This is a genomic window from Bordetella genomosp. 9 (assembly GCF_002119725.1).
In the GTDB taxonomy this organism is placed as follows: domain Bacteria; phylum Pseudomonadota; class Gammaproteobacteria; order Burkholderiales; family Burkholderiaceae_B; genus Bordetella_C.
Map to the genome: position 1 here is coordinate 4,184,460 of NZ_CP021109.1, position 25,573 is coordinate 4,210,032.

Below are 25,573 nucleotides of genomic sequence, written 5' to 3' on the forward strand. Positions count from 1 at the left end.
CATCAAATTTCCAGAGGGTCGACTTCCAGCTGCCAGCGTACGCGCGCGGCGGCCGGCAGGTCGTGCAGCAAGGGATACCAGGCAGCCAGGAAGGCTTGCAGCGCCGGGCGGTTGACGCTTTCCACCAACAGCTGGGCGCGCTCCATATTGGCCACACGCACCACCCGCAGGGGCACGGGATCGTAGCGCGTCACCGCATGCGCCGTGGGGAAATAGCCCGCCATGTCGCCGTCCGGCAGATCGCGGGCGGCTTGCAGGAAGGCAAGCGCCTGGGGCAGCTCGCGCGCTTCCGCGGTAAGCAGGGCTTGATGGGCGAAAGGAGGCAGGCCGGTGCTTTCGCGCTCTTCCAGCGCGTGGCGGGCAAAGCCGGTGTAGTCATGACGAATCAGCGCCTGATACACGGGTTGTTCGGGATAGCCGGTCTGAATGAGAACCTCGCCGCCTTCGGTGTGCCGCCCGGCGCGGCCCGCCACCTGCATCAATTGCGCGAACAGGCGTTCCGGCGCGCGAAAGTCGTGCGCGAACAGCATCGCATCCGCGTTCAGCACGCCGACCAGCCCCAGCCGGGCGAAATCGTGGCCCTTGGCCACCATCTGCGTGCCGACCAGGATGTCCACTTCGCCGGCGTGCACGCTGGCGAACAGGGATTGCGCGCTGCCCTTGCGGCGCGTGCTGTCGGCGTCTATCCGCAGAATGCGCGCCTGGGGGAACAGTTCAGCCAATTGTTCTTCGACGCGCTGCGTGCCCCGCCCCATGGGCTGCAGATCCTGGTCGCCGCACTCCGGACACGCCCGCGGCACGGCGGCATGGTAGCCGCAGTGGTGGCACTGCAGGATATGGCCGCCGCGGCCCGGACCGCGATGCAGGACCGTAAAAGCAGTACAGCGCGGACAATGGCTGACCCACGCGCAAGAGGCGCAGTGCAGCACCGGCGCATAGCCGCGCCGGTTCAGGAAAACCAGGGATTGCTCGCCCTGCGCTAGCCGTTCGGCGATGGCGTCGATCAGTTGGGGCGACATGCCCTGCTTCATCGTCAGCCGGCGCGTGTCGACCAGCCGGATCTTCGGAAGCTGGCTCGCCCTGGCGCGGTTCGACAGCGTCAGGCGCAGATAACGGCCGCGTTCGGCTTGCTGCCAGGTTTCCAATGACGGCGTGGCCGAACCGAGCACCACCGGAATATGGCGATCGCGCGCCCGCCAGATTGCCAGGTCGCGCGCCGAATAACGCAGCCCGTCCTGCTGTTTATAGGAGGCGTCGTGCTCCTCGTCCACCACGATCAAACCCAGGTCCGGCAGCGGCGCAAAGATGGACATGCGCGTTCCAAGCAGGACCCGGGCTTCGCCGCGCTGCGCCCGCACCCATGCCTGCAAGCGTTCCCCATCCGACAAGCCGCTATGCAGCACCGCGAGCGTCCCGGGCCCCGCCACGGCATCGAGCCGGCTGCGCAGGACCGCCTCGAGCTGTGGCGTGAGATTGATCTCCGGCACCATCAGCAACACTTGGCCGCCGCGCGCCAACACCTGCCGGGCGGCATGCAGGTAGACCTCCGTCTTGCCGCTTCCCGTCACGCCGTGCAGCAGCACGGGCCGGAAACCCTGCAGCGCGGTGATCGCCGACACGGCGGCCGCCTGTTCGGCGTTCAGCACGGGTTCGGCCGGATCCGCGGTGGACTCCGCTTCGCTGCCGGGGCCGTCCGCCGGCGGCTGCGCCTTGCGGCGGCGCGCGTCCAGGCGAGCCACCGGTCCGGCGCCGGACCGCTTGCCTTCGTAGGCGGATGGTTTGCGCAACGGCGGCGGCAGCGCCGGAAGCATCACTTCGCCGAGCGGGCGGTGATAGTAATTGGCCGCGAACCGGGCCAGCCGCAGCCAGTCGTCCGGGAAGGCGGGCAGGTCGTCCAGCACCTTCTCCACTGGCTTGATCTGCGCCGCATCGAAGGAAGGCGTCTGGGGGTTCTCGACGACCACCCCCACCAGCCGCCGCCGGCCGAACGGCACGATAACGCGCGTGCCGGGCGCCAGCGGGCAGTCGTGACGGTAGTCGAACGGGCCCGGGAGCGGCACGTCCAGCGCCACCCGCACCCAGCGACACGCGGCTTCGGCCGCCTGCGGCAGGGTCGGCGGGGGAGCTTGCGTGGCGTCGGCGTCAGCCATGGCGGTCAGCCAAATGCATGAGTAAAGAAGTCGTCCTATTTAAAGTAGATTCTCGAAATCCGAGCTAAGCGGCTGTCGCGGCTGACAATGAAATGTAACCGTGACGGGCTGTGGATAACTTTGGGGAAAATTGGCGGGCAATTGGAGGCGGCCGCTTTTACCACAAGTCCATCCGTCTGATAAGGGCCGAGCGAAAAAATTTTTCCTCCTTGCGAATCAATAACTTACAGGACGTCTACCGACGACTCCGCCAGCAGCTCCCTTGTCGCCGTGTCCCTTCGCTGCTGTGCACAAGTAGGGTTTTTCGGCGATCGCTACACGCCGGGATGCAACAGAGCGGACGCTCACATTACGGTGCAGCGGCGTGGAAAGCGGGGCTGTAGGCATGTACTTCGTCCACCAGTTCGGCTACCGCTTCTGGAGGAGTAAAGCGAGAGATGCCGTGTCCCAGGTTGAACACGTGCCCTCCCCTGCCCACGCGTCCGAAGTCGGCCACCACGCGCCTGGCCTCGGCCCGGATCGCGGGGCCGCCGCCGAACAAGGCCATGGGGTCCAGGTTTCCCTGCAGGGCCACGGCGTCGGCCACCCGCTGGCGTGCGCGGCGCAGATTGACCGTCCAATCCACCCCTACCGCGTCGGCGCCGCATTGAGCAATGTCTTCCAGCCACATGCCGCCGCCCTTGGTGAACACGATGACCGGCACACGCCGGCCTTCGTGTTCGCGCGTCAGGCCGGCGACCACCTGCCGGGTATACGCGAGGGAATAGGCTTGAAACAGGCCGTCGGCAAGCACGCCGCCCCAGCTATCGAACAGCATGACGGCCTGGGCGCCTGCGGCGATTTGCGCATTGAGGTATTGAATGGTCGCCGTGGTATTTACCTGCAGAATGCGATGTATCAGGTCCGGCCGGGCGTAAGCCATGCCCTTGATGAGCCGGTAGTCGTCACTGCCCTTGCCTTCGACCATATAACAGGCGATGGTCCAAGGGCTGCCGGCGAAACCGATCAGCGGCACGGAGCCGTTCAGCTCCCGGCGTATCAATGAAACGGCGTCGAAGACATAGCGCAGGCGCTCCAGGTCCGGCGGCGCAAGCGCTGCGACATCGGCCTCTGTACGGACAGGGCGATCGAAATGCGGCCCTTCACCGGCGCGGAACTCCAGGCCCAATCCCATGGCATGAGGCACGGTGAGGATGTCTGAAAACAGGATGGCCGCGTCCAGAGGGTAACGCGCCAACGGCTGCAGCGTGACCTCGGCCGCGTAGTCGGGGTTCTGCGCCAGGCCCAGAAAGGACCCCGCCTTCTCGCGCGTGGCGTTGTATTCAGGCAGGTAGCGCCCCGCCTGCCGCATCAGCCAGATAGGCGTGTAGGGCACCGGTTCGCGCAACAGGGCGCGCAGGAAGACATCGTTTTGCAATGCGGCGGCGGACACGGCTTTCCTTCAAAGAACCAAGCCGTCGATTTTACCCGGCGGGTTCTCTTCCATGCCGGCGCAGGTCTCGCCTTGCGGCTGGCGGGACCGATATGGCGCCGCATCGATGTGATGTTTGCGCATCAGCGCCCAGAACGCACGCCGGTGTTTGGACGACGCGCGCGCGGCGCGTGCGACGTTGCCCGCATGGCGCGACAGGGCCGTGCGCACGTAGTCGCGCTCGAAGCTGTCCACCACCCGCGATTTGGCGATCCGGAAAGGTTCGTCGGGATGTATCCGCGGCGCTGCCTGGATCGCAAGCAGCGCGCTGTCGAAGGCTTGCTGCGACGGGCGCGGACGGACACCAGCGGGCCACGATCCGCGCCCCGGCGCCGGCGGCATGCAGGCGCCCTCGGCGACGGCATAGGGCGGCGCCGGCTCTTGCACCGCAAGTGACCCATGCCTTCCCTGTGCCGCATGGTCCCCGTGCGCCGCCTGCCCCCCATGCGCCGCCTGCCCCCCATGCGCCGCCTGCCCCCCGTGCGCCGCCTGGCCTCCATATACCTCCTGCGTCGGCTGCGCTGGATGAATGGCGGCCTGCTGTACGGCTTCGTGCCGGGCCGTATCCGTCCGCGGCATTTGGCCGACGCGGCTGCGTCCGGCCGTCACGCGGTCCGTGCGGACGCGCAACTCTTCCGGGCACAAGGGGTCGCGTACGAAGTCCTGCATTCCCAATGCGAGCAGATCCTCCACCGCGGCGGCTTTCAGTCCGCGCGCCACCCCGATCAGCGGCGTGCGCAGGACGGCTTTCGCGCACGACAGGGCCGTCCGCGTCCACGCCAGCGTGTCCGGGGAAACCGGAAGCAGGCAGACGTCGAAACGCCGTAACGCCATCGCCATTCTGGCCAGCGATTGCGCCGCGGCCGCGTCCCCCGCAGACCCCACGGCGGCGCCGGCGCACATCGCCACTACGCCGCCTTCGTCAAGACTGACCGGGTGCAGCCGCAGGCGCGCCATGGTTCGCGCATGTTTATCCACCCATGTCCGCATCCGGTCGGCATGCGCCGGCACCATAAGCACGCCGCAATCCAGCGTCTCGCGCATCGCTCCTCCTTCGAGTTATGAAGAGCTGCAAGACTAGATACCGGGCGCGACACGGACAATACGCAAAGTCCACACTGCGGGAGTTACGTAAGGGAAAACGCTGGGAAAACGCTGGCCGGAATCTGCCGCCAGGGTGTCAGGCTTTGGCCCCTTCCGCCCAGGCCTTGTGGCGCGCCTCCAGCTCCGCGATGCGTGCGGCGGCGGACTTGCGGCGGGCGAACCACAAATACAGACCGCTGCCGAGAACGATGATGGTGATGACGTCCAGCACCGCCCAGATGATCTTCAGCGGCATGCCGGCGTAGTCGCCGAAATGCAAGGGGCGGGAGACTTCCAGCGCCCGCAGGTACCAGGGCATTTCCACGGTCGCCGTTAATTCGCCGGTGCGGCCATCGACAAGGGCGGGGCTGAACAGGCGGGATGTCAGCGGCGTGTTGCCCTTGGCCCAGATGACGTAGTGATACGGGCTGCCGTACGGGCTTCCCGGGAAGGTGACGCTGGCGACGCTCATCCCGGGCAGCGCCTTCGCCGCGGTCTCCATTGCCGCATCCAGGGACGCCAGCTCGCTGACCTTCGGCGTCGTCTGGCCCTGGTAGGGCGCCAGCAGCGTCTGCAGCGCGGTAGCCTGCCAGTAGCGGAACATCGGCGTGGAAAGGTCGTTGATTACACCCGTCACACCAACGACGAAGGCCCAGGCCAGCGTGGCGACGCCCAGCAGGTTGTGCAGGTCCAGCCATTTGATCCTGGTCGAACGCGCCGCGCGGACGGTGCCGAAGGAAATCTTCTTCATGTATGGGCCGTACAGCACCACGCCCGAGACAATGGCGATGCAGAACAACAGGCCCATGAAGCCAAGAAACAACTCGCCCGCAAGGCCGGCGAACATATCCACATGCAGGTGCAGCATGATGTCCATGAATCCATGGCCTTCCTGATCCGCCGGCGGCACGTGCTTCAGCAACTGTCCGGTATGGGCGTCGAACCGCATGCGATGCGCCGTGCCGTCGTTGCCCGGCTGGGAGTTCAGCCCGATGAGGACTTGCGGATCCTCGTCGTCGATGAAAAGCCATTCGACCGCATCGGTGGGATACATCCGCTTCGCGGTCGCCAGCATGCCGTCCATACTGGCGCGAGGCGTGCCGGGCGCCACAACGGCATACGGTTCCCCGTCGTCCAGCCAATGTTCGATCTCATGCGTGAAGATCAGCGGCAGCCCCGTCACGCACAGCATCAGCAGGAAGATGGTGCAGATCAGGCTGGTCCACTTATGGATCTCGAACCAGGTTTTGATAGAAATTTTTCCCATGCGATCGGGCTCCGGCCGGGGGTTCGCGAGCAAATCCGGCGCAGCCTGCGCCCCATGCGATTGGGGCGCCGGACAACACCAAGCGGCGGCGGCAGCCTTTACGCCGATACGCACGGGATCGTCCGAGGCATCAACGACGTTAAGCTGATCGAGTACCGCTATTAATAATAATAAGAATGTGTCTCACTATTGTACTCATGGCGACGCCAACGGCAACGCGCGGACGAAAAAAAGCCAGGCAGGTGAACCGCGCATGGAGAGGAGAATCGTCCCATCCCCGATACGGGATTCGGCCTGCCTGGCCTTTGTGTCGTGCGTGTGTAGCTGTGATCAGTGCTGGGCGCCGCGGCGCGTGCGTGGACTCGATAACGCCGCGCAGCGGCGCTAGCGCCGCCGCTCAGTGACGGCGGCCCGAACCGCCGCGCAGACGGCGTGCGGCGACGGCCTGCGCCGCCAGCATGGCCAGCTCCGCCTCGACAACGGCAATGTCCGCCTTGTCCTTGGCGTTGCGCAGGGCCTCCTCCGCCTTCTGACGGGCGGCCTCGGCCTTGGCCTCGTCCAGGTCGGCGGCGCGAATGGCCGTGTCGGCCAGCACCGTGACGCTGCCCGGCTGGACTTCCAGGATGCCGCCGGCAACGAAGACGTTTTCTTCGCTGCCGTCCTCGCGCACGACCTTCAAGGTGCCCGGGCGGATCCGCGTAATCAGCGGCGTGTGTCCAGGCAGAATGCCCAGCTCACCCGCCTCGCCAGGCAGGACGACGAACTTCGCATCGCCGGCGAAGATTTCCGCATCCGCACTGACCACATCAACATGCAGAGTAGCCATTTCAATTCTCCGTGGCGCTGCGCGCCACCCTTGCCGCGTCAAACAGACCCCTCACCATCCCGCGCGCCGCGGATCCGGCTTTGCCGGTCCGGCAGCGCCGCCCCCTTGAGGGGCAAGCGCGATGCGCGCCGGGGATGGGTCTGTGCCTTATCCGCTTATTGCAGTTTCTTGGCCTTCTCGAAGGCTTCGTCGATCGTGCCCACCATGTAGAAGGCCTGCTCGGGCAGTGCATCGCACTCGCCGTTCACGATCATCTTGAAGCCGCGGATGGTCTCGGCCAGCGGCACGTACTTGCCGGGCGACCCCGTGAACACTTCGGCCACGTGGAAGGGCTGCGACAGGAAGCGCTGGATCTTGCGCGCGCGGGCCACGGCCAGCTTGTCGTCGGGCGACAGCTCGTCCATGCCCAGAATCGCGATGATGTCGCGCAGTTCCTTGTAACGCTGCAGCGTCTGTTGAACGCCGCGGGCCACCGTGTAATGCTCTTCGCCGACGACCTGCGGATCCAGCTGGCGGCTGGTCGAATCCAGGGGATCCACGGCGGGGTAGATGCCCAGCGCGGCGATGTCACGCGACAGCACGACGGTGGAGTCCAGATGCTGGAAGGTGGTCGCGGGCGAGGGGTCGGTCAGGTCGTCCGCCGGCACGTACACGGCCTGGATGGACGTAATGGAACCGGTCTTCGTCGAGGTAATGCGCTCTTGCAGCTTGCCCATTTCCTCGGCCAGCGTGGGCTGGTAGCCCACTGCCGACGGCATACGGCCCAGCAGCGCCGACACTTCGGTACCGGCCAGCGTGTAGCGGTAGATGTTGTCCACGAAGAACAGAATGTCACGGCCTTCGTCGCGGAACTTCTCAGCCATGGTCAGGCCGGTCAGCGCCACGCGCAGACGGTTGCCCGGGGGTTCGTTCATCTGACCGAACACCATGGCGACCTTGTCCAGCACGTTCGACTCTTCCATTTCGTGGTAGAAGTCGTTGCCTTCACGAGTGCGCTCACCCACGCCGGCGAACACCGACAGACCGCTGTGCTGCTTGGCGATGTTGTTGATGAGCTCCATCATGTTGACGGTCTTGCCCACGCCGGCGCCGCCGAACAGGCCGACCTTGCCGCCCTTGGCGAAGGGGCAGACCAGGTCGATAACCTTGATGCCGGTTTCGAGCAGTTCGACGGAAGGCGAGAGCTCGTCGAACGCGGGCGCTTCCTGGTGGATGCTGCGCTTTTCTTCGTGCTGGATGGGGCCCGCCTCGTCGATGGGACGGCCAAGCACGTCCATGATGCGGCCCAGCGTGCCGGCGCCCACGGGCACCGAAATGGGGGCGCCGGTGGCGGCCACGCTCATGCCGCGGCGCAGGCCGTCGCTGGAACCCAGCGCGATCGTACGCACCACGCCGTCGCCCAGCTGCTGCTGGACTTCGAAGGTCAGCCCTTTCTCGGCAAAGGCGTTGCCTTCTTCAGTCAGGGTGAGCGCCTCGTAGATCTTGGGCATTTGATCGCGGGGGAACTGAATATCCACCACGGCGCCGATGCACTGAACGATGGTTCCGTTGCTCATGTCGATTCCTTTGATAACTCTATGTCCTGTCGGGATGCTGCATCCGGGGACGCCGGCGGGGTGCCTGCGGGCACCGTGGCGTCAGACGGCGGCGGCTCCCCCCACGATTTCCGAAATTTCCTTGGTGATCGCGGCCTGACGCGTCTTGTTGTAGACCAGTTGCAGATCGCCGATCACTTTCTTGGCATTGTCCGAAGCGGCCTTCATGGCCACCATCCGGGCGGATTGTTCCGAGGCCATGTTTTCGGCCACCGCCTGGTAGAGCAAGCCCTCGACATAGCGTTGCAGCAGGTCGTCGATGACCGCCCGGGCGTCGGGCTCGTAGATGTAGTCCCAGCTGTACTCCGACTTCAGCGATTCGCTTTCGCCGCCACGGAAGGGGTCTTCCAGATCGCCCTCGGGCAGCGGCAGCAGACGCAGGAACACCGGCTCCTGCTTCATCGTGTTCACGAAGCGGGTCGTGGCGACGTACAGCTCGTCGATACGGCCGTCCAGGTAGGCATCCAGCTGGACCTTGATCGCGCCCAGGAGACGGTCCAGATGGGGCTGGTCGCCCAGACCGACTTCCTGCGACACCAGGTTCGCGCCAATGCGGGTAAGCAGCCCCATGCCTTTGTTGCCGAGCGCGGTGAACTGCACCTGCACGCCCCGCTCCTGGAACTCGCGCAGCTTGGCAAGCGTGACACGCGAAATGTTCGTGTTCAGGCCGCCGCACAGGCCCTTGTCGGTGGTCACCAGCACCACGCCCACGGCCTTGACCTGCTCGCGCGCGACCAGGTACGGATGCGTATATTCCGGATTGGCCTGCATCAGGTGCGACGCGATGGCGCGCACCTTGGTGGCGTAGGGACGGCCCGCCCGCATCCGGTCCTGCGCCTTGCGCATTTTGGATGCGGCGACCATTTCCATCGCCTTGGTGATCTTGCGCGTGTTCTGCACGCTCTTGATCTTGGTACGGATTTCCTTGATTCCGGGCATTGCGCTTTCCTGGTGAGACGGTCGGCGGCGAGGCTCGCCCCGCCGGCCATGCAGGCCGGATGCGCCTTGCGGCGCCCGCCGACCTCGTCACAGTCAAAATTACTTAAAAAGCACCGTGCTTCTTGAACTCCTGGATCTCGGAAGCCAGCACGGCTTCGTCGTCCTTGGACAGTTCCTTGGTGTCTTCGATGCGCTGGATCAAGTCGGGCATCTTGGACTTCAGGTGGTCCTTCAGCGCCTTTTCGAAAGCCAGTACTTGCGGAACCTCGACATCGTCCAGGTAGCCGTTGTTCACGGCATACAGGCTGACGGCCAGTTCCCACACCTGCAGCGGCTGGTACTGCGGCTGCTTGAGCAGTTCCACCACGCGCTTGCCGCGTTCCAGCTGACGGCGGGTGGCGTCGTCCAGGTCCGAGGCGAACTGCGCGAAGGCGGCCAGTTCACGGTACTGCGCCAGGTCGGTACGGATACCGCCGGACAGCTTCTTGACGACCTTGGTCTGCGCGGCGCCGCCCACGCGGGACACCGAGATACCGGCGTTGATGGCGGGACGCACACCAGCGTTGAACAGGTCCGTCTCCAGGAAGATCTGGCCGTCGGTGATCGAGATCACGTTGGTCGGCACGAAGGCGGACACGTCGCCGGCCTGGGTTTCGATGATCGGCAGCGCGGTGAGCGAGCCGGTCTTGCCCTTGACTGCGCCGTTGGTGAACTTCTCGACGTACTCTTCATTGACGCGCGCGGCGCGCTCCAGCAGACGGCTGTGCAGGTAGAAGACGTCGCCGGGATAGGCTTCACGGCCGGGCGGACGGCGCAGCAGCAGCGACACCTGGCGGTACGCCCAGGCTTGCTTGGTCAGATCGTCATAGATGATCAGCGCGTCTTCGCCGCGGTCGCGGAAGTATTCGCCCATCGTGCAGCCGGCGTACGGAGCCAGATACTGCATGGCGGCCGAGTCGGAGGCCGAGGCCGCAACGACGATGGTGTATTCCATCGCGCCGTGCTCTTCCAGCTTGCGCACCACGTTGTTGATCGTCGACGCCTTTTGGCCAATGGCGACGTACACGCAGGTAACGCCCTTGCCCTTCTGGCTGATGATGGTGTCCACCGCGACGGCGGTCTTGCCGGTCTGGCGGTCGCCGATGATCAGTTCGCGCTGGCCGCGGCCGATAGGCACCATGGCGTCGATGGCCTTGATACCGGTCTGCAGCGGCTGCGACACCGAGCGGCGGGCGATCACGCCCGGCGCAACCTTTTCGATCACGTCGGTTTCTTTCGTGTTGATCGGACCACGGCCGTCGATGGGCTCGCCCAGCGTGTTCACGACACGGCCCTTCAGCTCGGGGCCCACGGGCACTTCCAGAATGCGGCCGGTCGTCTTGACCTGGTCGCCTTCCGACACCTGGGTGTAGTCGCCCAGCACCACGGCGCCGACGGAATCGCGCTCGAGGTTCAGGGCCACGCCGAAGGTGTTGTTGGGAAACTCGAGCATTTCGCCCTGCATCACGTCGGACAGACCGTGGATGCGGGTAATACCGTCGGTCACGGAAACCACCGTGCCCTGGGTACGGATATCGGTCGAAGCGCCCAGGCCCTCGATGCGGCTCTTGAGCAGTTCGCTGATCTCGGAGGGATTGAGTTGCATTTTCAGACTCCTGGAATCCTGTTAATGGCGCGGCGGCTGCGCATCGCGCGGCCGCCTGTGCGCCTGTAGGCCTATGCCGCCAGCGTATCGCGCATGCGGGCCAATTGCGCTTGCACCGATGTATCGAGCACCTGATCTCCCACGGCCACCCGAACCCCACCGATCAGGGAGGGATCGACCGTCACGCGGGGCTTTAGCTTGAGGCCGAACTTCAGTTCCAGGGCGGCAAGCAAGTCCTTGACCTGCTCGGGGCTCAGCTCGAACGCGCTGGCGATGTCGGCCTGCGCCGTGCCCTCGTGGCGGTTCCTCAGCGCCTCGAACTGCTCCGCGATCTCGGGCAGAAGCAGCAGGCGGTCGTTTTCGACCAGCAAGGCGATGAAGTTGCGCGCGTACTGCGGCACGTCGCCCTGCAGAAGTCCGACGAAGGCCTGCGCGCGTTCGGTGTCCGCCAGTCGGGGATCCGACATGGCCGCACGAACGTCCGGATTGCCGGCGATCTGGGCCATTTGATTCACCAGCCCGGTCCAGAAGTCCAGCCCTGCCTTGTCTTCGCGCGCGGCGGCGAACAAGGCCTCGGCATACGGCCGGGCGACAGTCGATAGTTCAGCCATGACGTTTCCGGATTAAAGCTGCGCCTTGAGCTGGTTCAGCAGCTCGGCATGGGCACGGGCATCGATCTCGCGACGCAGGATTTGCTCGGCGCCCTTGACGGCCAGGGCGGCGACCTCGTCGCGCAACCGGTCGCGCGCGCGCTGCACTTCCAGCTCGGCATCCTGCTTGGCCTGCGCCACGATACGCGCGCGTTCGGCTTCCGCTTCGCGGCGCGCCTGATCCAGCAGCATGTTCGCCTGCTTTTCGGCTTCCACCATGCGAGCGTGGTTTTCGGACTTGGCAGAAGCTTCGATCAGACTGATGCGCGCCTGCGCCTGGGCGAGGTCGGCCTTGCCCTTTTCCGCCGCGGCCAGGCCGTCGGCGATTTTCTGGCGGCGCTCATCCATCGCCTTCGTCAGCGGCGGCCACACGAACTTCATCGTGAACCAGCCCAGAACGAAGAACACGAGCATCTGGAAAAAGATCGTCGCGTTCAGATTCACGGTCGTTTCCCTTTAACACCTTAAGGCCCCGGCGCCTAAGCGCCTGGAGCACTCGATACTTGCCGGCGCCCAGGCACGCAGCCTGTCACCGGCGTTTTTGACCCGCCGGCGCACCGGCGGGGGCATGCGCCATCAACCGATGTCAGCCGACGAAGGGGTTGGCGAACGCGAACAGCATGGCGATACCGACACCGATCAGGAACGCGGCGTCGATCAGGCCAGCCAGCAGGAACATCTTGGTTTGCAGGGCGTTCATCAGTTCAGGCTGACGAGCCGAAGCTTCCAGGTATTTGCCCCCCATCAGCGCGATACCGATGCAAGCGCCGATGGCGCCCAGACCGATGATGAGACCGCAGGCGAGAGCAACGAAAGCTACGTTGGTCATGACAACTCCTTGTTGAGAAATCTGAATGTCAAGAGTGATTGGAAGAGGTACAGCGCAATGCAAGAAGATCTTGCGTCCCGGCCCGGGCCTGAACCCGGGCCGAAAAACCCGGTCAATGTCCTTCGTGCGCCTGGCCGATGTAGACCAGCGTCAGCATCATGAAAATAAAGCCTTGCAGCAGCACGATCAGGATATGGAAGATGGCCCAGATGGAGCCCGCCAGCAGCTGGCCGATGCCCAGGCTGATGCTGGAGGCGTTGAAGCCTGTCCAGGCGCCGCCCAGCAGCGCGATCAGCATGAAAATCAGTTCGCCGGCGAACATGTTGCCGAACAACCGCATGCCCAGCGACACGGACTTGGCCGCGTACTCGATCAGGTTGAGCAGGAGATTGAAGGGGAACAGCACGATGGCCATGAAGCCGTGCGCATGGAACGGCGCGCTGACCAGTTCCTTCACGAAGCCGCCGGGGTGCTTGATCTTGAGCCCGTAGTAGAACATCAGCAGCAGCACGCCCAGCGACATGCCCATGGGCACGTTGAGGTCCGCCGTGGGCAGGATGCGATGGTAGTACAAGGGATCGCCATGGTGCGCGCCCAGGCCGGTCCAGCGGAAGATGGTGGCGAGCAGATCCACGGGCACCAGGTCCAGCGCGTTCATCAGAACGATCCAGAGGAACACCGTGAGGGCCAGCGGAGAAACGAAGCGGCGCGAGACCTCGCTCGGGACGATGCTCTTGGCCTGCTCCTCGACCATGTCGATGAGCGACTCCACGAACATCTGGAAGCGGCCCGGCACGCCTGCCGTGGCTTTGCGCGCCGCGCGCCACAGGAAGAAAACCACGACCAGGCCCATCAGGATGGACCAGAACAGCGAGTCGTAATTGATGATGCTGAAATTGGCGATGGCATCCTGCTTTTCGCCAATGTTGTTCAGATGCACCAGGTGGTGCTGAATATATTCAGACTGGGGCGACACGTCGCTGGCAGCAGCCATTTGTTTCCTACCCTGTTTGCTGTCGCTGGCGCGTCACGCCAGCCATTTTCGAACGATTAGAAGCGTCGCTACGACAACTTGCCGAACATCAGAAGCAGTACATACCCTTTCAGTGCGCAGATGAGGCCGATCAACATCGCCGGCCACACGATCCGCTCACCGCCAAGGTGAACCGCCAGCCACAACAGCAGCACTGTCATGCCCAGCTTGAATGCCTCGCCCAGGAAAAAAGTGAACGGATTGGCACGGCCTGGCCGTTGCGCGTCCACCAGCAAACGCAGCGCAAACAGAGTGTTTGGCACAAGATACGCCCCCGCCCCCACCAGCGCCGACAAACCTGCTGCCGTCCCCGCAACCAGCCACGCGACCACCGTCGCCAGAACCGCCATGACGCACTGCGCCACGACCGCTCGAATCAGCCCCCGGCTTGTTCTCGTGCGCAGCGCGGCTTTTTGTTCCGCACTGAGCACCAGCCTGGCCTCACCCGTCGGCAGAGCCCGCGCATCGCGCGGTGTCTCACTGTACTGACTGCCCTGACTTCCCCCCGGTTTTTCCGGTTCCTCTTTCAGGACATTCAAGTCGTTGGAATTATTGATCAATTCCGCAGACCCCCCTGCCGGGGCAGACCTCGTTCCGGATGCTTGCGCCCAACCCCTCGCAAACGCCTCCGGAAAAGCTTCTCCCAAAGCCTTCAGACCGATGTCTGGACGACGCAACCACGATTCAATCCCGCAAGCGTCAAACTATTGGAGTATAGCTGGAATCCGAACACACGGGCAAATCGACAGGCCGATGAAAGCCAGGGCGTTCAACGCGCAAAAAAAGGGGCGGACCATGTCCGCCCCTTCCGTCGCCTGGCTGGCGATGAAGCGCTGCCGCGGCTTCAGTCCTCGCGCACGGGCGGCGGCGCCCATTGCTGGGTCAGCGCGATATCGCGCGGCCAATACAGCCGCATATTGAGCATGAACGGGCCTTCCGCAGGCGCCGGCAGCCAGTTCGCCTGCTTCTCGCGGCTGGGCGCGCGGTGCTGGATGTAGATGTCCAGCGACCCGTCGGCGTTGTAGCGAAGGTTGTCAGTGCTGCGGATGGCATAACGGCGAGCAGGGTTTTCCACGAAGCTCTGGTTCGGCCCGTACAGGTTCAGCGACCAGAACGCATTGACGGGCGGCAACTGCCCCTTGTCGAAGTGCAGCACGTAGTCCTCGTCGCCGCTCAGGCGGTCGCCTTCGGAATCGATGAGCGTGACGGGATACATGATGTCTTCCGGCAAGCCGGCGCCCAGTCCCGCATACGCCACGGCCGCACGGCGCAGATAGTTCGTGCCATAGGTGCCAATGCCGCCGGACACCGTGTTCCAGCCATTGATGCCGGTGCCCAATCGCGAAACGTAGTCGGCGATGCGGCGCCCGGCCTCCGGACCGGCCTGGACCAGCGCCTGTTGCACGGCGGGGTCGAGCTGGGAGAACGCGACGGGAGAGGTGGTTCCAAGCCCGATCCGGCGCAGGCGGTCCAGCATGGGGTAGTCGTTGGCATGCGGCGGATTGTTGCGGACCGCATCGGCAAAAATGCCCCAGAAGGTGGCGGCGTCCATGCCGGCGACCTGCTCCACCGGCGGCGCGGCGCTCGGCGCGACCTCGGTCGCCGGCGGCGGCGTCACCGCGCGCGGCGCATACGGTTGCGGCGTCATTGGCGTGAGCGAGGCGGGCGACATGGCGCGCCCCGTGGGGGCCGCGGCCCTGGGAGCCGCATAGGGCGTGGCCGACAGGTTGGCCTGGAACTGATTCACCGCCGCGTAATCGTTCGGGCCGCTGGCCTGCACGTGACCGATCACCCAGCCCATGGACGTCGGGCTGCGCACGACATCCACCCCCGCGGGCAGAGCGCCCTGCCAGTACGGCCCCACAATGGCGAAGGTCTGCGGGCCATTGCCGTTCGTGCGCGTGCCGCGCGACGCGAACACGTCCGTCCACATATCCATGAGCGACAGCACGTAGAAGCGATTGCCGGGATCGGGCACGCGGACGATGACCGGGCCATTGCTCACGTCGTACCACATGCTGGAATACAGCGTATCGGTGTTCGGCCAACGCGCCTGCGGCGTAGCGGCATCCGGGAAAACCGTTTTATGCCCGAACTGGTTCATGGGCGCCTTCCCGTCCAGCGGCGACGCCACATTGGTCGTATTGCGGCGGGTAAGCTCCATCAGCACCATCGGGTAGGCATAGACGTAGGCGTCGATGGCCGTGTCGTGCAATTCCTGCGCGCTCATCGGCGCGGCAGGAACCGTCGGGGCGGGGACAGGCGTCTGCGAAACCAGGCGCAGCGTCGGCTGCGGGGATTGCGCGACGGCCATGCCGCTGACGCCTAAAACGCAAGCCAGGGCGGCCAGCCGCCATTTGCCGGAATGGGGAACAGTACGCATGGAGGGCTCCTTTGTTGTTGCCGGACCGCCCCCATCAGCAACCGCCGCGCCTGCTCATCCGCGCGGCGGACAGCCGTGAGGGCGACCCTATTTCGTGGAACCCAAAGGATAGGTCGCGCCCTTGATACAAACGCTGCAGCTACGTATCCATAAGAAACCGCGTGCTTACCGGTGGTGGAAGTTCGGCTTGCGCTTCTCGACAAACGCGGCCATGCCCTCTTTCTGGTCCGGAGTGCCGAACAGCGAATGGAACACGCGCCGCTCGAACAGCATGCCTTCGGCCAGGGGCGACTCGTAGGCGCGGTTCACGCATTCCTTCGCCATCATGGCGGCCGGCAGCGACATGGACGCAATGACGGTACCCACCTCGACCGCCTCGTCAAGCAGCTTGTCCGCCGGCACCACGCGCGACACCAGACCGGCGCGTTCGGCCTCTTCCGCACCCATCATGCGTCCGGTCAGCACCAGGTCCATGGCCTTGGCCTTGCCTACGGCGCGCGGCAGGCGCTGCGTGCCGCCCGCGCCGGGGATGACGCCAAGCTTGATTTCAGGCTGCCCGAACTTGGCCGTATCGGCGGCCACCACAATGTCGCACATCATGGCCAATTCGCAGCCGCCGCCCAATGCATAGCCGGCAACCGCCGCGATCACCGGCTTGCGTACGCGCTTGAGCGTTTCCCAATTGCGCGTGATGTACTCGCTGCCGTAGACATCCATGTACGTCCAGTCCTTCATCGCGCCGATGTCCGCGCCCGCGGCGAAGGCCTTCTCGCTGCCTGTGATGACGATGGCGCCGATGGAGCTGTCGTCCTCGAAAGCCAGCAGGGCCCGGCCCAGTTCGTCCATCAAGGCATCGTTCAAGGCGTTCAAGGCTTTGGGCCGGTTCAACGTCAACAAACCGACGCGACCGCGCGTCTCGACCAGAACCAGCGATTCCGATTCACTCATGGATGCCTCCTTTCGTTGTGGAATGATGACGGCCGGAGAATAACGCCCCGCGGTCGTTTTCTCCATGCCAACCGCATACAGTTGCCGCCGCCTCGCGCCTGTGGCAGCGTGCAGGGCCGGGGGACGGCCGGACCTCGGCGCGGATGGCGCCTGTGCAGGGTGGGTAGAATCGCCCTTATTCGATCACGCCCGCGCAACAATGGACCCCCAACCCATAATTTACCGCTTGCAACCCCACGACCCGGCGGGTCATCGCTTTCGAATCGTCCTTACGGTCGAAGCGCCCGACCCGCAGGGCCAGACGCTCACCCTGCCGGCGTGGATACCGGGCAGCTACCTGATCCGGGATTTCTCCCGCAACATCGAAACGTTGCGCGCGCGCGCCGGCGGGCGCGCCGTGCCGGTCGTCAAGACCGACAACCACAGCTGGAAAGCGGCGCCCGCCGATGGGCCGTTGACCGTCGAATACACGGTTTATGCGTGGGACCTGTCGGTACGCGGCGCGCACCTGGATGAAAGTCACGCCTTCTTCAATGGCACCAGCGTGTTCCTCTGCGTCGCCGGACAGTCCCATCTGCCATGCCTGGTGGAACTGCAACCGCCCCCTGGCATCGATGGCTGGAAGGTCTACACCAGCCTGCCCGAAGCGCGCGGCGTGCCAGGCGCCGCGCGGCGCCACGGTTTCGGCCTGTACCGGGCGCCGGATTACGACGCGCTCATCGACCATCCGGTGGAGATGGGCACGCCGCAGGTCGCCCGCTTTTTCGCGCACGGCGCCGAACACGAACTGGTGTTCACCGGCGTCGCGCCCCGGCTGGACCTTGTCCGCATCGCGAGCGACGTGCAACGGATCTGCGAAACGCAGATCGCCTTCTTCGAACCGCAATCCCGCCGCGCGCCTTTCCTGGACAGCAGCGACCGCTACGTGTTCATGACGATGGTGACGGGCGACGGCTATGGCGGGCTGGAGCACCGCGCTTCCACGGCCCTGATGGCCGCCCGCAAGGACCTGCCGGTCAAGGGGCAGACCGGACAGGGCGAAGGGTATCGCGGCTTCCTAGGACTGGTCAGCCATGAGTATTTCCATACCTGGAACGTCAAGCGGATCAAGCCCGCCGCCTTCGCGCCCTATGACCTGACGCGGCCCGCCCTGACGCGGCTGCTGTGGGTATTCGAAGGCTTCACTTCCTACTACGACGATCTTTTCCTGCTGCGATCCGGCGTCATCACGCAAACCGACTATCTGCGTCTGCTGGCCAAGACGATCACATCGGTGGCGCGCACGCCGGGCCGCGCGAAGCAATCGGTGGCGGACAGCTCCTTCGATGCGTGGACGCGCTATTACAAGCAGGATGAGAACTCGCCCAACGCGATCGTCAGCTACTACACCAAGGGCGCCCTGATCGCGCTGGCGCTGGACCTGACCTTGCGCCGGCAGAGCGGCGGCGCGCGTTCGCTGGACGACGTCATGCGCTTGCTCTGGCGTCGCTATGGCCGCGATTTCTACCGCGGCGCGGCGCAAGGCGTGCCGGAAGACGCCCTGCCGGCGCTGGTGCACGAGGCCACGGGCGTGGACGTACGCGGCTTCATCGACCGTTGGGTCAACGGCCGCACGGACCCGCCGCTGGCCGACCTGCTCGCGGACCAGGGCATCTCGCTGCAATGGAAGCCGACATCGAACCTGCCCTCGCTGGACGCGCGAACCCGCAAGCAAGGGGAAAGCATCGCGCTCGCCACCGTGCTGGAAGGCGGCGCCGCGCACAAAGGCGGTTTGTCGGCGGGCGACGTGCTGGTGGCGATCGACGGTTTGCGCGTCGATGCGCCGGCCGGCCTGGAAATCCTGCTTTCGCAGTATCGTCCCGGGGATACCGTGACGGTGCACGTATTCCGGCGCGACGAATTGCGCGCGTTCCGCGTGCGGTTGAATGCCCAGCCGGCGCTGGATTGCGTACTGACCGCCGCCTGATTCCCTTTACACCGGTTTCGCGGCCGGCAGCGGCCGCTACGCCATCGAAACTGTCATGTCTACCGCCTTGCACACCGCCGGCGTCCGTCCGGACGCCGAGTCCTACCGCGAACTATTCCTGTCCGGCGTGCCCTTGCTCGACGTTCGCGCGCCGGTGGAGTTCGCCCGCGGGGCCTTCCCCACGGCCGTGAATCTGCCGCTGATGGACGACCGCGAACGTGAACAGGTCGGGTTGCGCTACAAGGAACAGGGCCAGCAGGCGGCCATCGCGCTGGGTACCCGGCTCGTTTCCGGCGCCATCAAGCAGCAGCGCGTCGAAGCCTGGGCCGCGTTCGCGCGCGCCCATCCCGAAGGCTATCTCTATTGCTTCCGCGGCGGACTGCGCTCGCAGATCACGCAGCAATGGCTCAGGGAAGAAGCGGGCATCGCCTATCCACGTGTGATCGGCGGCTATAAGGCGATGCGCACCTACCTGGCCGAAGTCATCCGCGTCAGCGCCTTGACCCCCGGGCATCTGGTGCTCGGCGGACTCACCGGCAGCGGCAAGACGGAGGTCCTGCACGCCGTGGACAACGGGGTGGACCTGGAAGGCCACGCCAACCATCGCGGGTCGGGCTTCGGCAAGCGCGTCACGCCGCAACCGTCGCAAATCGATTTCGAGCACCGCCTGGCGATCGACCTGCTGCGCAAGCAGGCGCAAGGCTGGAATACCGTGGTCCTGGAAGACGAAAGCCGGCTGATCGGCGCCAATGCGCTGCCCCTGGAATTGCAGCAGACGATCCGCAATGCGCCGCTGGTCTGGCTGGAGGCGGGCCTGGACGAACGCATCGAACGCATTCTCGATGACTACGTGGTGGGGCTGCGCGCGGAATTCGCCGCGGCGCACGGCGATGCCGGGGATGCCTTGTTCGCGCAGCGCCTGCAGGACAGCCTGACCGCGATCTCGCGCAAGCTCGGCGGCGAGCGCTATGCCCGCCTGATGAGCTTGATGCGCGGCGCGCTGTCGCGCCAGCTCGACCACGGGGAATGCGACGGCCACCGCGCGTGGATCCGGGCCCTGCTCGAGGAATACTACGACCCCATGTACGCGCGCCACATGGCGGAAAAGTCGGCTCGCATGGTGTTCCGGGGCGACCGTCCCGCGGTAACGGAATACCTTTGCGAGCGGGCGCGGCAGTCGCTGGGACAATGACGCGCACGGCGGCGATGGCAGACCGGATAAACCAAGCCGATGGAACCCCGGCCGGGACATGCACGGATCGCATCCTCGCGGGTCCGCCTGGCGTCTAGCCGCGGCGTTCGATCTCCGCCTGGATCGCCTTGGCGGCGACCACGCCGTCGGCCATCGACGTCACCACGCAGGGATGCATGCGATTGGCGACCTCGCCGATGGCGTACACCCCTGCGGCGCTGGTGAGCGCCGTACGGCTGTCCGTCATGATGTAGCCGCGCGCGTCGCGCGCCAGTTGCAGGCTGTCGGCAAAGGCCGCCTGAGGCTCCCAGCCATAGAACACCAGGATGAGGTCATAGCGCCGGCCGTTGACGCTGCGCGCCACCGGGTCCACGGCATAAGCGCCCACGTGCAGATCGCGCGTATCGGCAGCGGCGACCAGCTGCGGCCTGGCGCGCACCGTGCGGGAATAAAGGTGCACTTCCCGCGCGCCGCGGCCCCGCACGAAGGCATAGTTCTCGAAACCGTTGTCCCCGCCGCCCAGCACGGCCACGGAAAGTCCGCGGTAGTCCTGCTCATGAACCGCTACGCCGGGGCCGACAAGCACGCCGGGCCACGTCTGCCCCGGCTCGGCGCCCGGCAGATTGCGCGCCCGCACGCCGGATGCGATCACGAGAAAGCGTCCGTGTACGCGCGCCGGCGTACCGTAGGGCGTCAACAGCGATACGTCGAATCCACGGTCGCGCCGCGCCACCCGCAGCGCGCGATGCCCAGTCAGGGCCGGCACCCGCGCCGCCGCCACGCTCTGCGCGATATTGGCCGCCACCTGCTGGCCCGTCACGCCGGGCAGCACCGCAATCCAGTCGTCGCGAAAAGGGTTGTCGTTTTCCAGCCCGCCCAGGCGGGCAGCTGCATCGACGAGCAGCGGCGACAGGCCGAGCCGCGCCAGCCAGATCGCACACGAGGCGCCGGCCGGGCCGCCGCCTACAATGATGGCATCGCTGTCTTCCCGCATTCCTTCCGGGCTTTCCTTGTGGTTGGGTCGGGTATTCTGCATCCGGCGTCGATTGTAGCGACAGCGCCGGACGCCCGCGCCGGCAACGACCGATCGGCCTGGACGCCGCAAAGGCGCGGCACGGAGCCGCATACAATGCGGCACATCGAAACGTCCCCGCGCCGCCCCGGCGGCGCCGGCCCGCCGATACCGGTGGCCGGCACACAGGAATCCGCTTGACCATGCCTACCCGCCGCATCTTCTTTTCCCGCCTGGCACTGGACGCCCGCATCGGCATTCTGGAACATGAAAGACGCGCGACGCAGCCGCTGCACGTCGATGCCGAAATCGACGTGGACATCACCCGCGACGTCGACGACCATGACATCCACAGCGTGCTGGATTACCGCGCCTTGCGCGAAGCCATCGTCGCCGAATGCACCCACGCCCACGTCAACCTGATTGAAACGCTTACCGAACGCGTCGCCGACCGGCTGATGGCCGATTTCAAGGAGATCCGGGCGGTGCGCGTGCGCATCAGCAAGCCCATGGCCTTTTCGGATTGCGCCGCGGTTGGCGTGGAGATCTACACCTCGCGCTGATCCGGGATCGCGCGCAACCATGACCGCTTTCCAATCATGAACGCTCCCGACACTTCCATCGCGGTTGCCCCGGCATCCGTCCCATCCGCCTCTGCGGCCGGCCTCATGCCCGATGCGGCGCCTGCCGCCGGCCAGCCCGCCTTGGGGCCCACAGCGGCTGCTGCGCCGTCAGTCCCCCGCGGCGGCGCGCCCGCCGGCGGCCGCGCCGCGCACGATAAAGCCCGCGTGCAGGCCAACAAGCTGGCGAAGCGGCTGGCCCGCGAAACGACGCGCGCCATCTCCGACTACAACATGATCGAAGCCGGCGACCGCGTCATGGTCTGCATGTCGGGCGGCAAGGATTCCTACGGCCTGCTCGACATCCTGATGCGCCTGCGCGAACGCGCGCCCTTCCCTTTCGAGCTGATTGCCGTCAACCTGGACCAGAAGCAGCCCGGCTTCCCCGCGGACGTCCTGCCGAACTATCTGCGCAGTCTGGGCGTGCCTTTCCACATCGAGACGCAGGACACCTATTCCGTCGTCACTCGCGTCATCCCGCAGGGCAAGACGATGTGCTCGCTCTGTTCACGGCTGCGGCGCGGCATCCTGTATCGCGTCGCCGACGAACTGGGCGCCACCAAGATCGCGCTCGGCCACCATCGCGACGACATCCTGGGCACCTTCTTCCTGAACCTGTTCTATGGCGGCAAGCTCAAGGCCATGCCGCCCAAGCTGGTTTCCGACGACGGCCGCCACACCGTGATCCGCCCGTTGGCGTACATACCGGAAGCCGAGATGGCGGCCTACGCGGCGCACAAAGGCTTTCCCATCATCCCGTGCAACCTTTGCGGATCCCAGGAGAACCTGAAGCGCAAGGAAGTGGGGCGCATGGTGCAGGAATGGGATCGCAAACACCCGGGCCGCGCGTGGAATGTATTCAACGCGCTGGCCAACGTAGTGCCCTCGCACCTCATGGACCGGCGGCTGTTCGACTTCGCAGGCCTGCGGCCCAACGGCATCGCCGACGCCAACGGCGACACGGCGTTCGACCAGGAGGATCCGGGCGCGGACGCCTGCGGACATGACGATACGCCTGGCAATGCAGCCGGCCAGGACCGCGAACAGGTGCTGAGCTTCGTGCGGTTCGAGTAAGCGGCGGTCAGTCCGCGCCTTCCCAGCGCGGACCGGCCACCGGGATATCGAACATCTCAAGCACGCGGGCCACGGTATGGTCCACCATCTCTTCGATGGATTGGGGCCGGAAGTAAAAAGCCGGCAGCGGCGGGAACACGATGCCGCCCATTTCCGTCACCGCCGTCATGTTGCGCAGGTGCGCCAGGTTGTAGGGCGTTTCGCGCACCAGCATGACCAGGCGGCGCCGTTCCTTCAGGGTGACGTCGGCGGCGCGCGTGATGAGATTGTCAGAGAGCCCGTGCGCCACCGCGGCCAGCGTCCGCATGGAACAGGGCGCGATCACCATGCCGGCGGTCGGGAAGGCGCCGCTGGCCAGGGCCGCGCCGACGTCCCGCACGCTGTAGACGCGGTCCGCCATGTCGTGCAGCGCCTGCCGCGTCATGCCGAGCTCGTGCTTGATATTCAGCACGCCGGCAGACGATACGACCAGGTGCGATTCCACGTCGGGCACGCCGCGCAGGGCCTGCAGCAGGCGCACCGCGTACAGTGATCCCGTCGCACCCGTCACGCCGACGACCAGCCGGCGTGCATCCTGCGTCACGCAGTGACTCCGGCGTTGTCCAGCAGCGTCTTGAGCTCGCCGCTTTCGTGCATCTGGCCCATGATGTCCGATCCGCCGATGAATTCGCCGCCCACATACAGTTGCGGGATCGTCGGCCAGTTGGAGTATTCCTTGATGCCCTGGCGGACCTCATCGTCCTCCAGGACATTGACCGTGACCAGCTTTTTCACGCCACAGCTTTTCAGCAGCTGGATGGCTTTGCCCGAGAACCCGCACTGCGGAAACTGCGCCGTGCCTTTCATGAAAAGCACGACCGGGTGTTGCGTCACGGTCTCGCGGATGAATTCTTGAACGTCGCTCATGGTTCGCTCGCAAAGAGGAAAGTTCTTTCAATTATAGGTATCCGCCGGTTTTCAGAGATACCCGCCCGAAATGCGTTCGATGCCGGCCAGATCGCGGCGGCTGTCCACCCCCCGCAGGCCGGCTTCGGCCAGCAGCCGGCGTACCGCCTCGGCCTGGTCCCAGCCATGCTCGACCCACAGCACGCCGCCCGGCTTCAGGTGCGCCCTGGCGCCGCCGATGATGACCCGCAAGGCGTCCAGACCATCCGCATCGTCCGTCAGCGCCAGCCGCGGCTCGAAACGCAGATCGCCCTTTTCCAGGTGGGGGTCTTCGCGGGAGATATAAGGGGGATTGGACACGATCACGTCGAATTTCTGCTCCGCGGTCAGCGCCTCATACCAGTCGCCGGCGGCGAAATGCAGGTGCGCCCCCAGCCTGACGGCGTTCTCGGCGGCCACCTTCAGGGCCTTCACGCTTCGGTCCGTCGCCAGGACCGCCACATCGGGGCGCGCCAGCGCAATCGAGATGGCGATTGCCCCGCTGCCCGTTCCCAGGTCCAGCACGGACACGGACTCGAAGCCTTGCAGCCATTCCAGCGCGGCCTGCACCAGCAGCTCCGTCTCGGGCCGGGGAATCAGCACATCGGGCGTGACCTTGAACATATGCCCCATGAACTCGCGCTGGCCCACCAGGTAGGCCATGGGCTCGCCCGCCGCCCGGCGCGCCGCCAGCACCGTAAAGGCGCGCACCGCCTCGGACGGCAGCGGATCGGTGTCGTGAGCCAGGATCCATGCCCGCGGCTTCTCCAGCACGTGCTCCAGCAGCATGCGGGCTTCCAGCCGCGGCAGCCCCGAGGCGAACAGGATGTCCTTGGCGCAGGCCACTCAGACCTCTTCGCCCAGTGCCGCCAGCTGCTCGGCCTGGTGCTCGGCGACCAGCGCGTTGGTCAACTCGTCCAGGTCGCCTTCCATGATCTGCTGCAGCTTGTACAGCGTCAGATTGATGCGGTGGTCGGTCAACCGGCCCTGCGGAAAGTTGTAGGTGCGGATGCGTTCGGAGCGGTCTCCCGTGCCGACCAGGCTCTTGCGCTCGGCCGCTTCCTTGCTCTGCCGTTCACGCAACTGCTTGTCCTTCAGACGGGCGGCCAGCACCTGCATCGCCTTGTCCTTGTTCCGGTGCTGGGAGCGGTCGTCCTGGCACTCGACCACCAGTCCGGTCGGGATATGCGTGATGCGCACTGCGGAGTCCGTCTTGTTGATGTGCTGACCGCCTGCGCCGCTGGCGCGGAAGGTGTCGATGCGCAGATCGGCAGGGTTGATGACGATCTCGCTGACCTCGTCGGCCTCGGGCATCACCGCGACCGTGCAGGCCGACGTGTGGATGCGGCCCTGCGCTTCGGTCGCCGGCACGCGCTGTACGCGGTGCGCCCCGGACTCGAACTTGAGCCGGCCGTATACCCCGTCGCCTTCGATCCGGACGATGACTTCCTTGTACCCGCCCAGCTCCGAGGGGCTTTCCGACATCAATTCCACCCGCCATCCCTGCCGCTCGGCGTAGCGCGTATACATGCGCAGCAGGTCGCCGGAGAAAAGCGCACTCTCGTCGCCGCCGGTGCCGGCGCGGATTTCCAGGAAAACGCTGCGGGCGTCGTCGGGATCGCGCGGCAACAGCAGGCGCTGCAGCGACGCATCGAGTTCCTCGATCTTGCCCTTGGCAAGGCGGATTTCTTCTTCGGCCATGCTCTTCATTTCCGGATCGGAAAGCATTTCCTGCGCCGTCGCCAGGTCGTCTTCCGCGCTCCGATACGCCGCGAAGGCGGCCACGACGGGTTCGACTTCGGCCCGCTCGCGCGACAGCTTGCGAAAGCGGTCCATGTCGGCGGCCGTGTCGGGTTCGGCGAGCAAGGCGTCCACTTCGACCAGGCGGCGGGACAACTGCTCCAGCCGGTCACGCATGGATGGTTTCATAGGGCAGATCAGGGAAGAAAAGGGAAACGGACGGCGC

The 25,573-nt window shown here is 65.5% G+C and carries 24 protein-coding genes; 4 read left to right on the forward strand and 20 right to left on the reverse strand.

Features of this window, described 5'->3' with window-relative positions; all coding sequences use genetic code 11:
• Positions 1-2 precede the first annotated feature (2 nt).
• The 15 genes from CAL13_RS19195 to CAL13_RS19265 all read right to left on the reverse strand — a co-directional run bounded on the left by CAL13_RS19195 (position 3) and on the right by CAL13_RS19265 (position 16,819).
• Positions 3-2,150, reverse strand: coding sequence for a primosomal protein N' (locus CAL13_RS19195; RefSeq protein WP_086073253.1), 2,148 nt, complete (start codon positions 2,148-2,150; stop codon positions 3-5).
• A gap of 349 nt (positions 2,151-2,499) precedes the next feature.
• A complete protein-coding gene (hemE, locus tag CAL13_RS19200) occupies positions 2,500-3,582 on the reverse strand; it encodes a uroporphyrinogen decarboxylase (RefSeq protein WP_086073254.1) in 1,083 nt (360 codons plus the stop codon).
• 9 nt (positions 3,583-3,591) lie between these two features.
• Positions 3,592-4,665 (reverse strand): hypothetical protein, encoded by a 1,074-nt coding sequence (locus CAL13_RS21385; RefSeq protein WP_232467705.1) that lies wholly within the window; start codon positions 4,663-4,665, stop codon positions 3,592-3,594.
• A 136-nt stretch (positions 4,666-4,801) separates the two neighbouring features.
• Positions 4,802-5,971, reverse strand: coding sequence for a PepSY-associated TM helix domain-containing protein (locus CAL13_RS19210; protein WP_086073255.1), 1,170 nt, complete (start codon positions 5,969-5,971; stop codon positions 4,802-4,804).
• Between the two features lie 397 nt (positions 5,972-6,368).
• The gene (locus tag CAL13_RS19215; protein ID WP_086058813.1) at positions 6,369-6,797 is read right to left on the reverse strand and encodes a F0F1 ATP synthase subunit epsilon; all 429 of its coding nucleotides are present in this window, start codon (positions 6,795-6,797) and stop codon (positions 6,369-6,371) included.
• A 155-nt stretch (positions 6,798-6,952) separates the two neighbouring features.
• Positions 6,953-8,353 (reverse strand): F0F1 ATP synthase subunit beta, encoded by a 1,401-nt coding sequence (gene atpD, locus CAL13_RS19220; protein WP_086058814.1) that lies wholly within the window; start codon positions 8,351-8,353, stop codon positions 6,953-6,955.
• 81 nt (positions 8,354-8,434) lie between these two features.
• On the reverse strand, positions 8,435-9,331 hold the full coding sequence (gene atpG / locus CAL13_RS19225; protein WP_086058815.1) for a F0F1 ATP synthase subunit gamma: 897 nt from the start codon (positions 9,329-9,331) through the stop codon (positions 8,435-8,437).
• 103 nt (positions 9,332-9,434) lie between these two features.
• The gene (gene atpA / locus CAL13_RS19230; RefSeq protein WP_086058816.1) at positions 9,435-10,976 is read right to left on the reverse strand and encodes a F0F1 ATP synthase subunit alpha; all 1,542 of its coding nucleotides are present in this window, start codon (positions 10,974-10,976) and stop codon (positions 9,435-9,437) included.
• Positions 10,977-11,047: 71 nt separating this feature from the next.
• Entirely contained in the window at positions 11,048-11,587 is a 540-nt protein-coding gene (locus tag CAL13_RS19235) for a F0F1 ATP synthase subunit delta (RefSeq protein WP_086058817.1), read from the reverse strand.
• 12 nt (positions 11,588-11,599) lie between these two features.
• A complete protein-coding gene (locus tag CAL13_RS19240) occupies positions 11,600-12,070 on the reverse strand; it encodes a F0F1 ATP synthase subunit B (RefSeq protein ID WP_086058818.1) in 471 nt (156 codons plus the stop codon).
• Positions 12,071-12,212: 142 nt separating this feature from the next.
• The gene (gene atpE / locus CAL13_RS19245; protein WP_003815363.1) at positions 12,213-12,455 is read right to left on the reverse strand and encodes a F0F1 ATP synthase subunit C; all 243 of its coding nucleotides are present in this window, start codon (positions 12,453-12,455) and stop codon (positions 12,213-12,215) included.
• 112 nt (positions 12,456-12,567) lie between these two features.
• Entirely contained in the window at positions 12,568-13,449 is an 882-nt protein-coding gene (atpB, locus tag CAL13_RS19250) for a F0F1 ATP synthase subunit A (RefSeq protein ID WP_086058819.1), read from the reverse strand.
• 68 nt (positions 13,450-13,517) lie between these two features.
• A complete protein-coding gene (locus tag CAL13_RS19255) occupies positions 13,518-14,048 on the reverse strand; it encodes an ATP synthase subunit I (RefSeq protein ID WP_232462444.1) in 531 nt (176 codons plus the stop codon).
• Positions 14,049-14,332: 284 nt separating this feature from the next.
• Positions 14,333-15,871, reverse strand: coding sequence for a DUF1254 domain-containing protein (locus CAL13_RS19260; RefSeq protein WP_086073256.1), 1,539 nt, complete (start codon positions 15,869-15,871; stop codon positions 14,333-14,335).
• 165 nt (positions 15,872-16,036) lie between these two features.
• Positions 16,037-16,819, reverse strand: a complete 783-nt coding sequence (locus CAL13_RS19265) for an enoyl-CoA hydratase (protein WP_086058821.1) — start codon at positions 16,817-16,819, stop codon at positions 16,037-16,039.
• Between the two features lie 199 nt (positions 16,820-17,018).
• Here CAL13_RS19265 and CAL13_RS19270 point away from each other — a divergent pair, with 199 nt between their 5' ends.
• Complete coding sequence (locus tag CAL13_RS19270; RefSeq protein WP_086073257.1) at positions 17,019-18,785, forward strand: M61 family metallopeptidase; 1,767 nt, start codon at positions 17,019-17,021, stop codon at positions 18,783-18,785.
• A 55-nt stretch (positions 18,786-18,840) separates the two neighbouring features.
• On the forward strand, positions 18,841-19,977 hold the full coding sequence (gene mnmH / locus CAL13_RS19275; protein WP_086073258.1) for a tRNA 2-selenouridine(34) synthase MnmH: 1,137 nt from the start codon (positions 18,841-18,843) through the stop codon (positions 19,975-19,977).
• Between the two features lie 94 nt (positions 19,978-20,071).
• On the opposite strand, the gene CAL13_RS19280 is transcribed toward mnmH, so the two are convergent.
• Entirely contained in the window at positions 20,072-20,971 is a 900-nt protein-coding gene (locus tag CAL13_RS19280) for an NAD(P)/FAD-dependent oxidoreductase (protein WP_086059612.1), read from the reverse strand.
• 221 nt (positions 20,972-21,192) lie between these two features.
• On the opposite strand from CAL13_RS19280, the gene folB reads away from it, so the two are divergent.
• Both folB and ttcA read left to right on the forward strand, forming a co-directional pair.
• Positions 21,193-21,552 carry a dihydroneopterin aldolase gene (folB, locus tag CAL13_RS19285; RefSeq protein WP_086059613.1) on the forward strand — a complete coding sequence of 120 codons (360 nt, stop codon included), beginning with the start codon at positions 21,193-21,195 and terminating at the stop codon, positions 21,550-21,552.
• Between the two features lie 105 nt (positions 21,553-21,657).
• On the forward strand, positions 21,658-22,683 hold the full coding sequence (gene ttcA, locus CAL13_RS19290) for a tRNA 2-thiocytidine(32) synthetase TtcA (protein WP_086073259.1): 1,026 nt from the start codon (positions 21,658-21,660) through the stop codon (positions 22,681-22,683).
• A gap of 7 nt (positions 22,684-22,690) precedes the next feature.
• On the opposite strand, the gene CAL13_RS19295 is transcribed toward ttcA, so the two are convergent.
• Genes CAL13_RS19295 through prfA form a run of 4 tightly spaced genes read right to left on the reverse strand, consistent with a single transcriptional unit; the run spans position 22,691 to position 25,536 of the window.
• Entirely contained in the window at positions 22,691-23,266 is a 576-nt protein-coding gene (locus CAL13_RS19295; protein WP_086073260.1) for a UbiX family flavin prenyltransferase, read from the reverse strand.
• Positions 23,263-23,589 (reverse strand): Grx4 family monothiol glutaredoxin, encoded by a 327-nt coding sequence (gene grxD, locus CAL13_RS19300; RefSeq protein ID WP_086058826.1) that lies wholly within the window; start codon positions 23,587-23,589, stop codon positions 23,263-23,265. Before grxD ends, CAL13_RS19295 begins: the two co-directional genes overlap by 4 nt.
• 51 nt (positions 23,590-23,640) lie before the next feature.
• Positions 23,641-24,396: a peptide chain release factor N(5)-glutamine methyltransferase gene (prmC, locus tag CAL13_RS19305; RefSeq protein WP_232462645.1), complete on the reverse strand. Its 756-nt coding sequence runs from the start codon at positions 24,394-24,396 to the stop codon at positions 23,641-23,643.
• A 57-nt stretch (positions 24,397-24,453) separates the two neighbouring features.
• The gene (gene prfA / locus CAL13_RS19310; protein ID WP_086073261.1) at positions 24,454-25,536 is read right to left on the reverse strand and encodes a peptide chain release factor 1; all 1,083 of its coding nucleotides are present in this window, start codon (positions 25,534-25,536) and stop codon (positions 24,454-24,456) included.
• Positions 25,537-25,573 lie beyond the last annotated feature (37 nt).

What these genes read in the sequence shown, in the direction of transcription:
- mnmH (WP_086073258.1), top strand. Translation starts at nt 18,841, where the DNA reads ATGTCTACCGCCTTGCACACCGCCGGCGTCCGTCCGGACGCCGAGTCC.
- CAL13_RS19210 (WP_086073255.1), bottom strand. Translation starts at nt 5,971, where the DNA reads ATGGGAAAAATTTCTATCAAAACCTGGTTCGAGATCCATAAGTGGACC.
- CAL13_RS21385 (WP_232467705.1), bottom strand. Translation starts at nt 4,665, where the DNA reads ATGCGCGAGACGCTGGATTGCGGCGTGCTTATGGTGCCGGCGCATGCC.
- grxD (WP_086058826.1), bottom strand. Translation starts at nt 23,589, where the DNA reads ATGAGCGACGTTCAAGAATTCATCCGCGAGACCGTGACGCAACACCCG.
- CAL13_RS19195 (WP_086073253.1), bottom strand. Translation starts at nt 2,150, where the DNA reads ATGGCTGACGCCGACGCCACGCAAGCTCCCCCGCCGACCCTGCCGCAG.
- atpG (WP_086058815.1), bottom strand. Translation starts at nt 9,331, where the DNA reads ATGCCCGGAATCAAGGAAATCCGTACCAAGATCAAGAGCGTGCAGAAC.
- atpD (WP_086058814.1), bottom strand. Translation starts at nt 8,353, where the DNA reads ATGAGCAACGGAACCATCGTTCAGTGCATCGGCGCCGTGGTGGATATT.
- folB (WP_086059613.1), top strand. Translation starts at nt 21,193, where the DNA reads ATGCCTACCCGCCGCATCTTCTTTTCCCGCCTGGCACTGGACGCCCGC.
- CAL13_RS19265 (WP_086058821.1), bottom strand. Translation starts at nt 16,819, where the DNA reads ATGAGTGAATCGGAATCGCTGGTTCTGGTCGAGACGCGCGGTCGCGTC.
- CAL13_RS19280 (WP_086059612.1), bottom strand. Translation starts at nt 20,971, where the DNA reads ATGCGGGAAGACAGCGATGCCATCATTGTAGGCGGCGGCCCGGCCGGC.
- atpA (WP_086058816.1), bottom strand. Translation starts at nt 10,976, where the DNA reads ATGCAACTCAATCCCTCCGAGATCAGCGAACTGCTCAAGAGCCGCATC.
- atpE (WP_003815363.1), bottom strand. Translation starts at nt 12,455, where the DNA reads ATGACCAACGTAGCTTTCGTTGCTCTCGCCTGCGGTCTCATCATCGGT.
- CAL13_RS19235 (WP_086058817.1), bottom strand. Translation starts at nt 11,587, where the DNA reads ATGGCTGAACTATCGACTGTCGCCCGGCCGTATGCCGAGGCCTTGTTC.
- ttcA (WP_086073259.1), top strand. Translation starts at nt 21,658, where the DNA reads ATGCCCGATGCGGCGCCTGCCGCCGGCCAGCCCGCCTTGGGGCCCACA.
- prfA (WP_086073261.1), bottom strand. Translation starts at nt 25,536, where the DNA reads ATGAAACCATCCATGCGTGACCGGCTGGAGCAGTTGTCCCGCCGCCTG.
- atpB (WP_086058819.1), bottom strand. Translation starts at nt 13,449, where the DNA reads ATGGCTGCTGCCAGCGACGTGTCGCCCCAGTCTGAATATATTCAGCAC.
- CAL13_RS19215 (WP_086058813.1), bottom strand. Translation starts at nt 6,797, where the DNA reads ATGGCTACTCTGCATGTTGATGTGGTCAGTGCGGATGCGGAAATCTTC.
- CAL13_RS19270 (WP_086073257.1), top strand. Translation starts at nt 17,019, where the DNA reads ATGGACCCCCAACCCATAATTTACCGCTTGCAACCCCACGACCCGGCG.
- CAL13_RS19260 (WP_086073256.1), bottom strand. Translation starts at nt 15,871, where the DNA reads ATGCGTACTGTTCCCCATTCCGGCAAATGGCGGCTGGCCGCCCTGGCT.
- prmC (WP_232462645.1), bottom strand. Translation starts at nt 24,396, where the DNA reads ATGCTGCTGGAGCACGTGCTGGAGAAGCCGCGGGCATGGATCCTGGCT.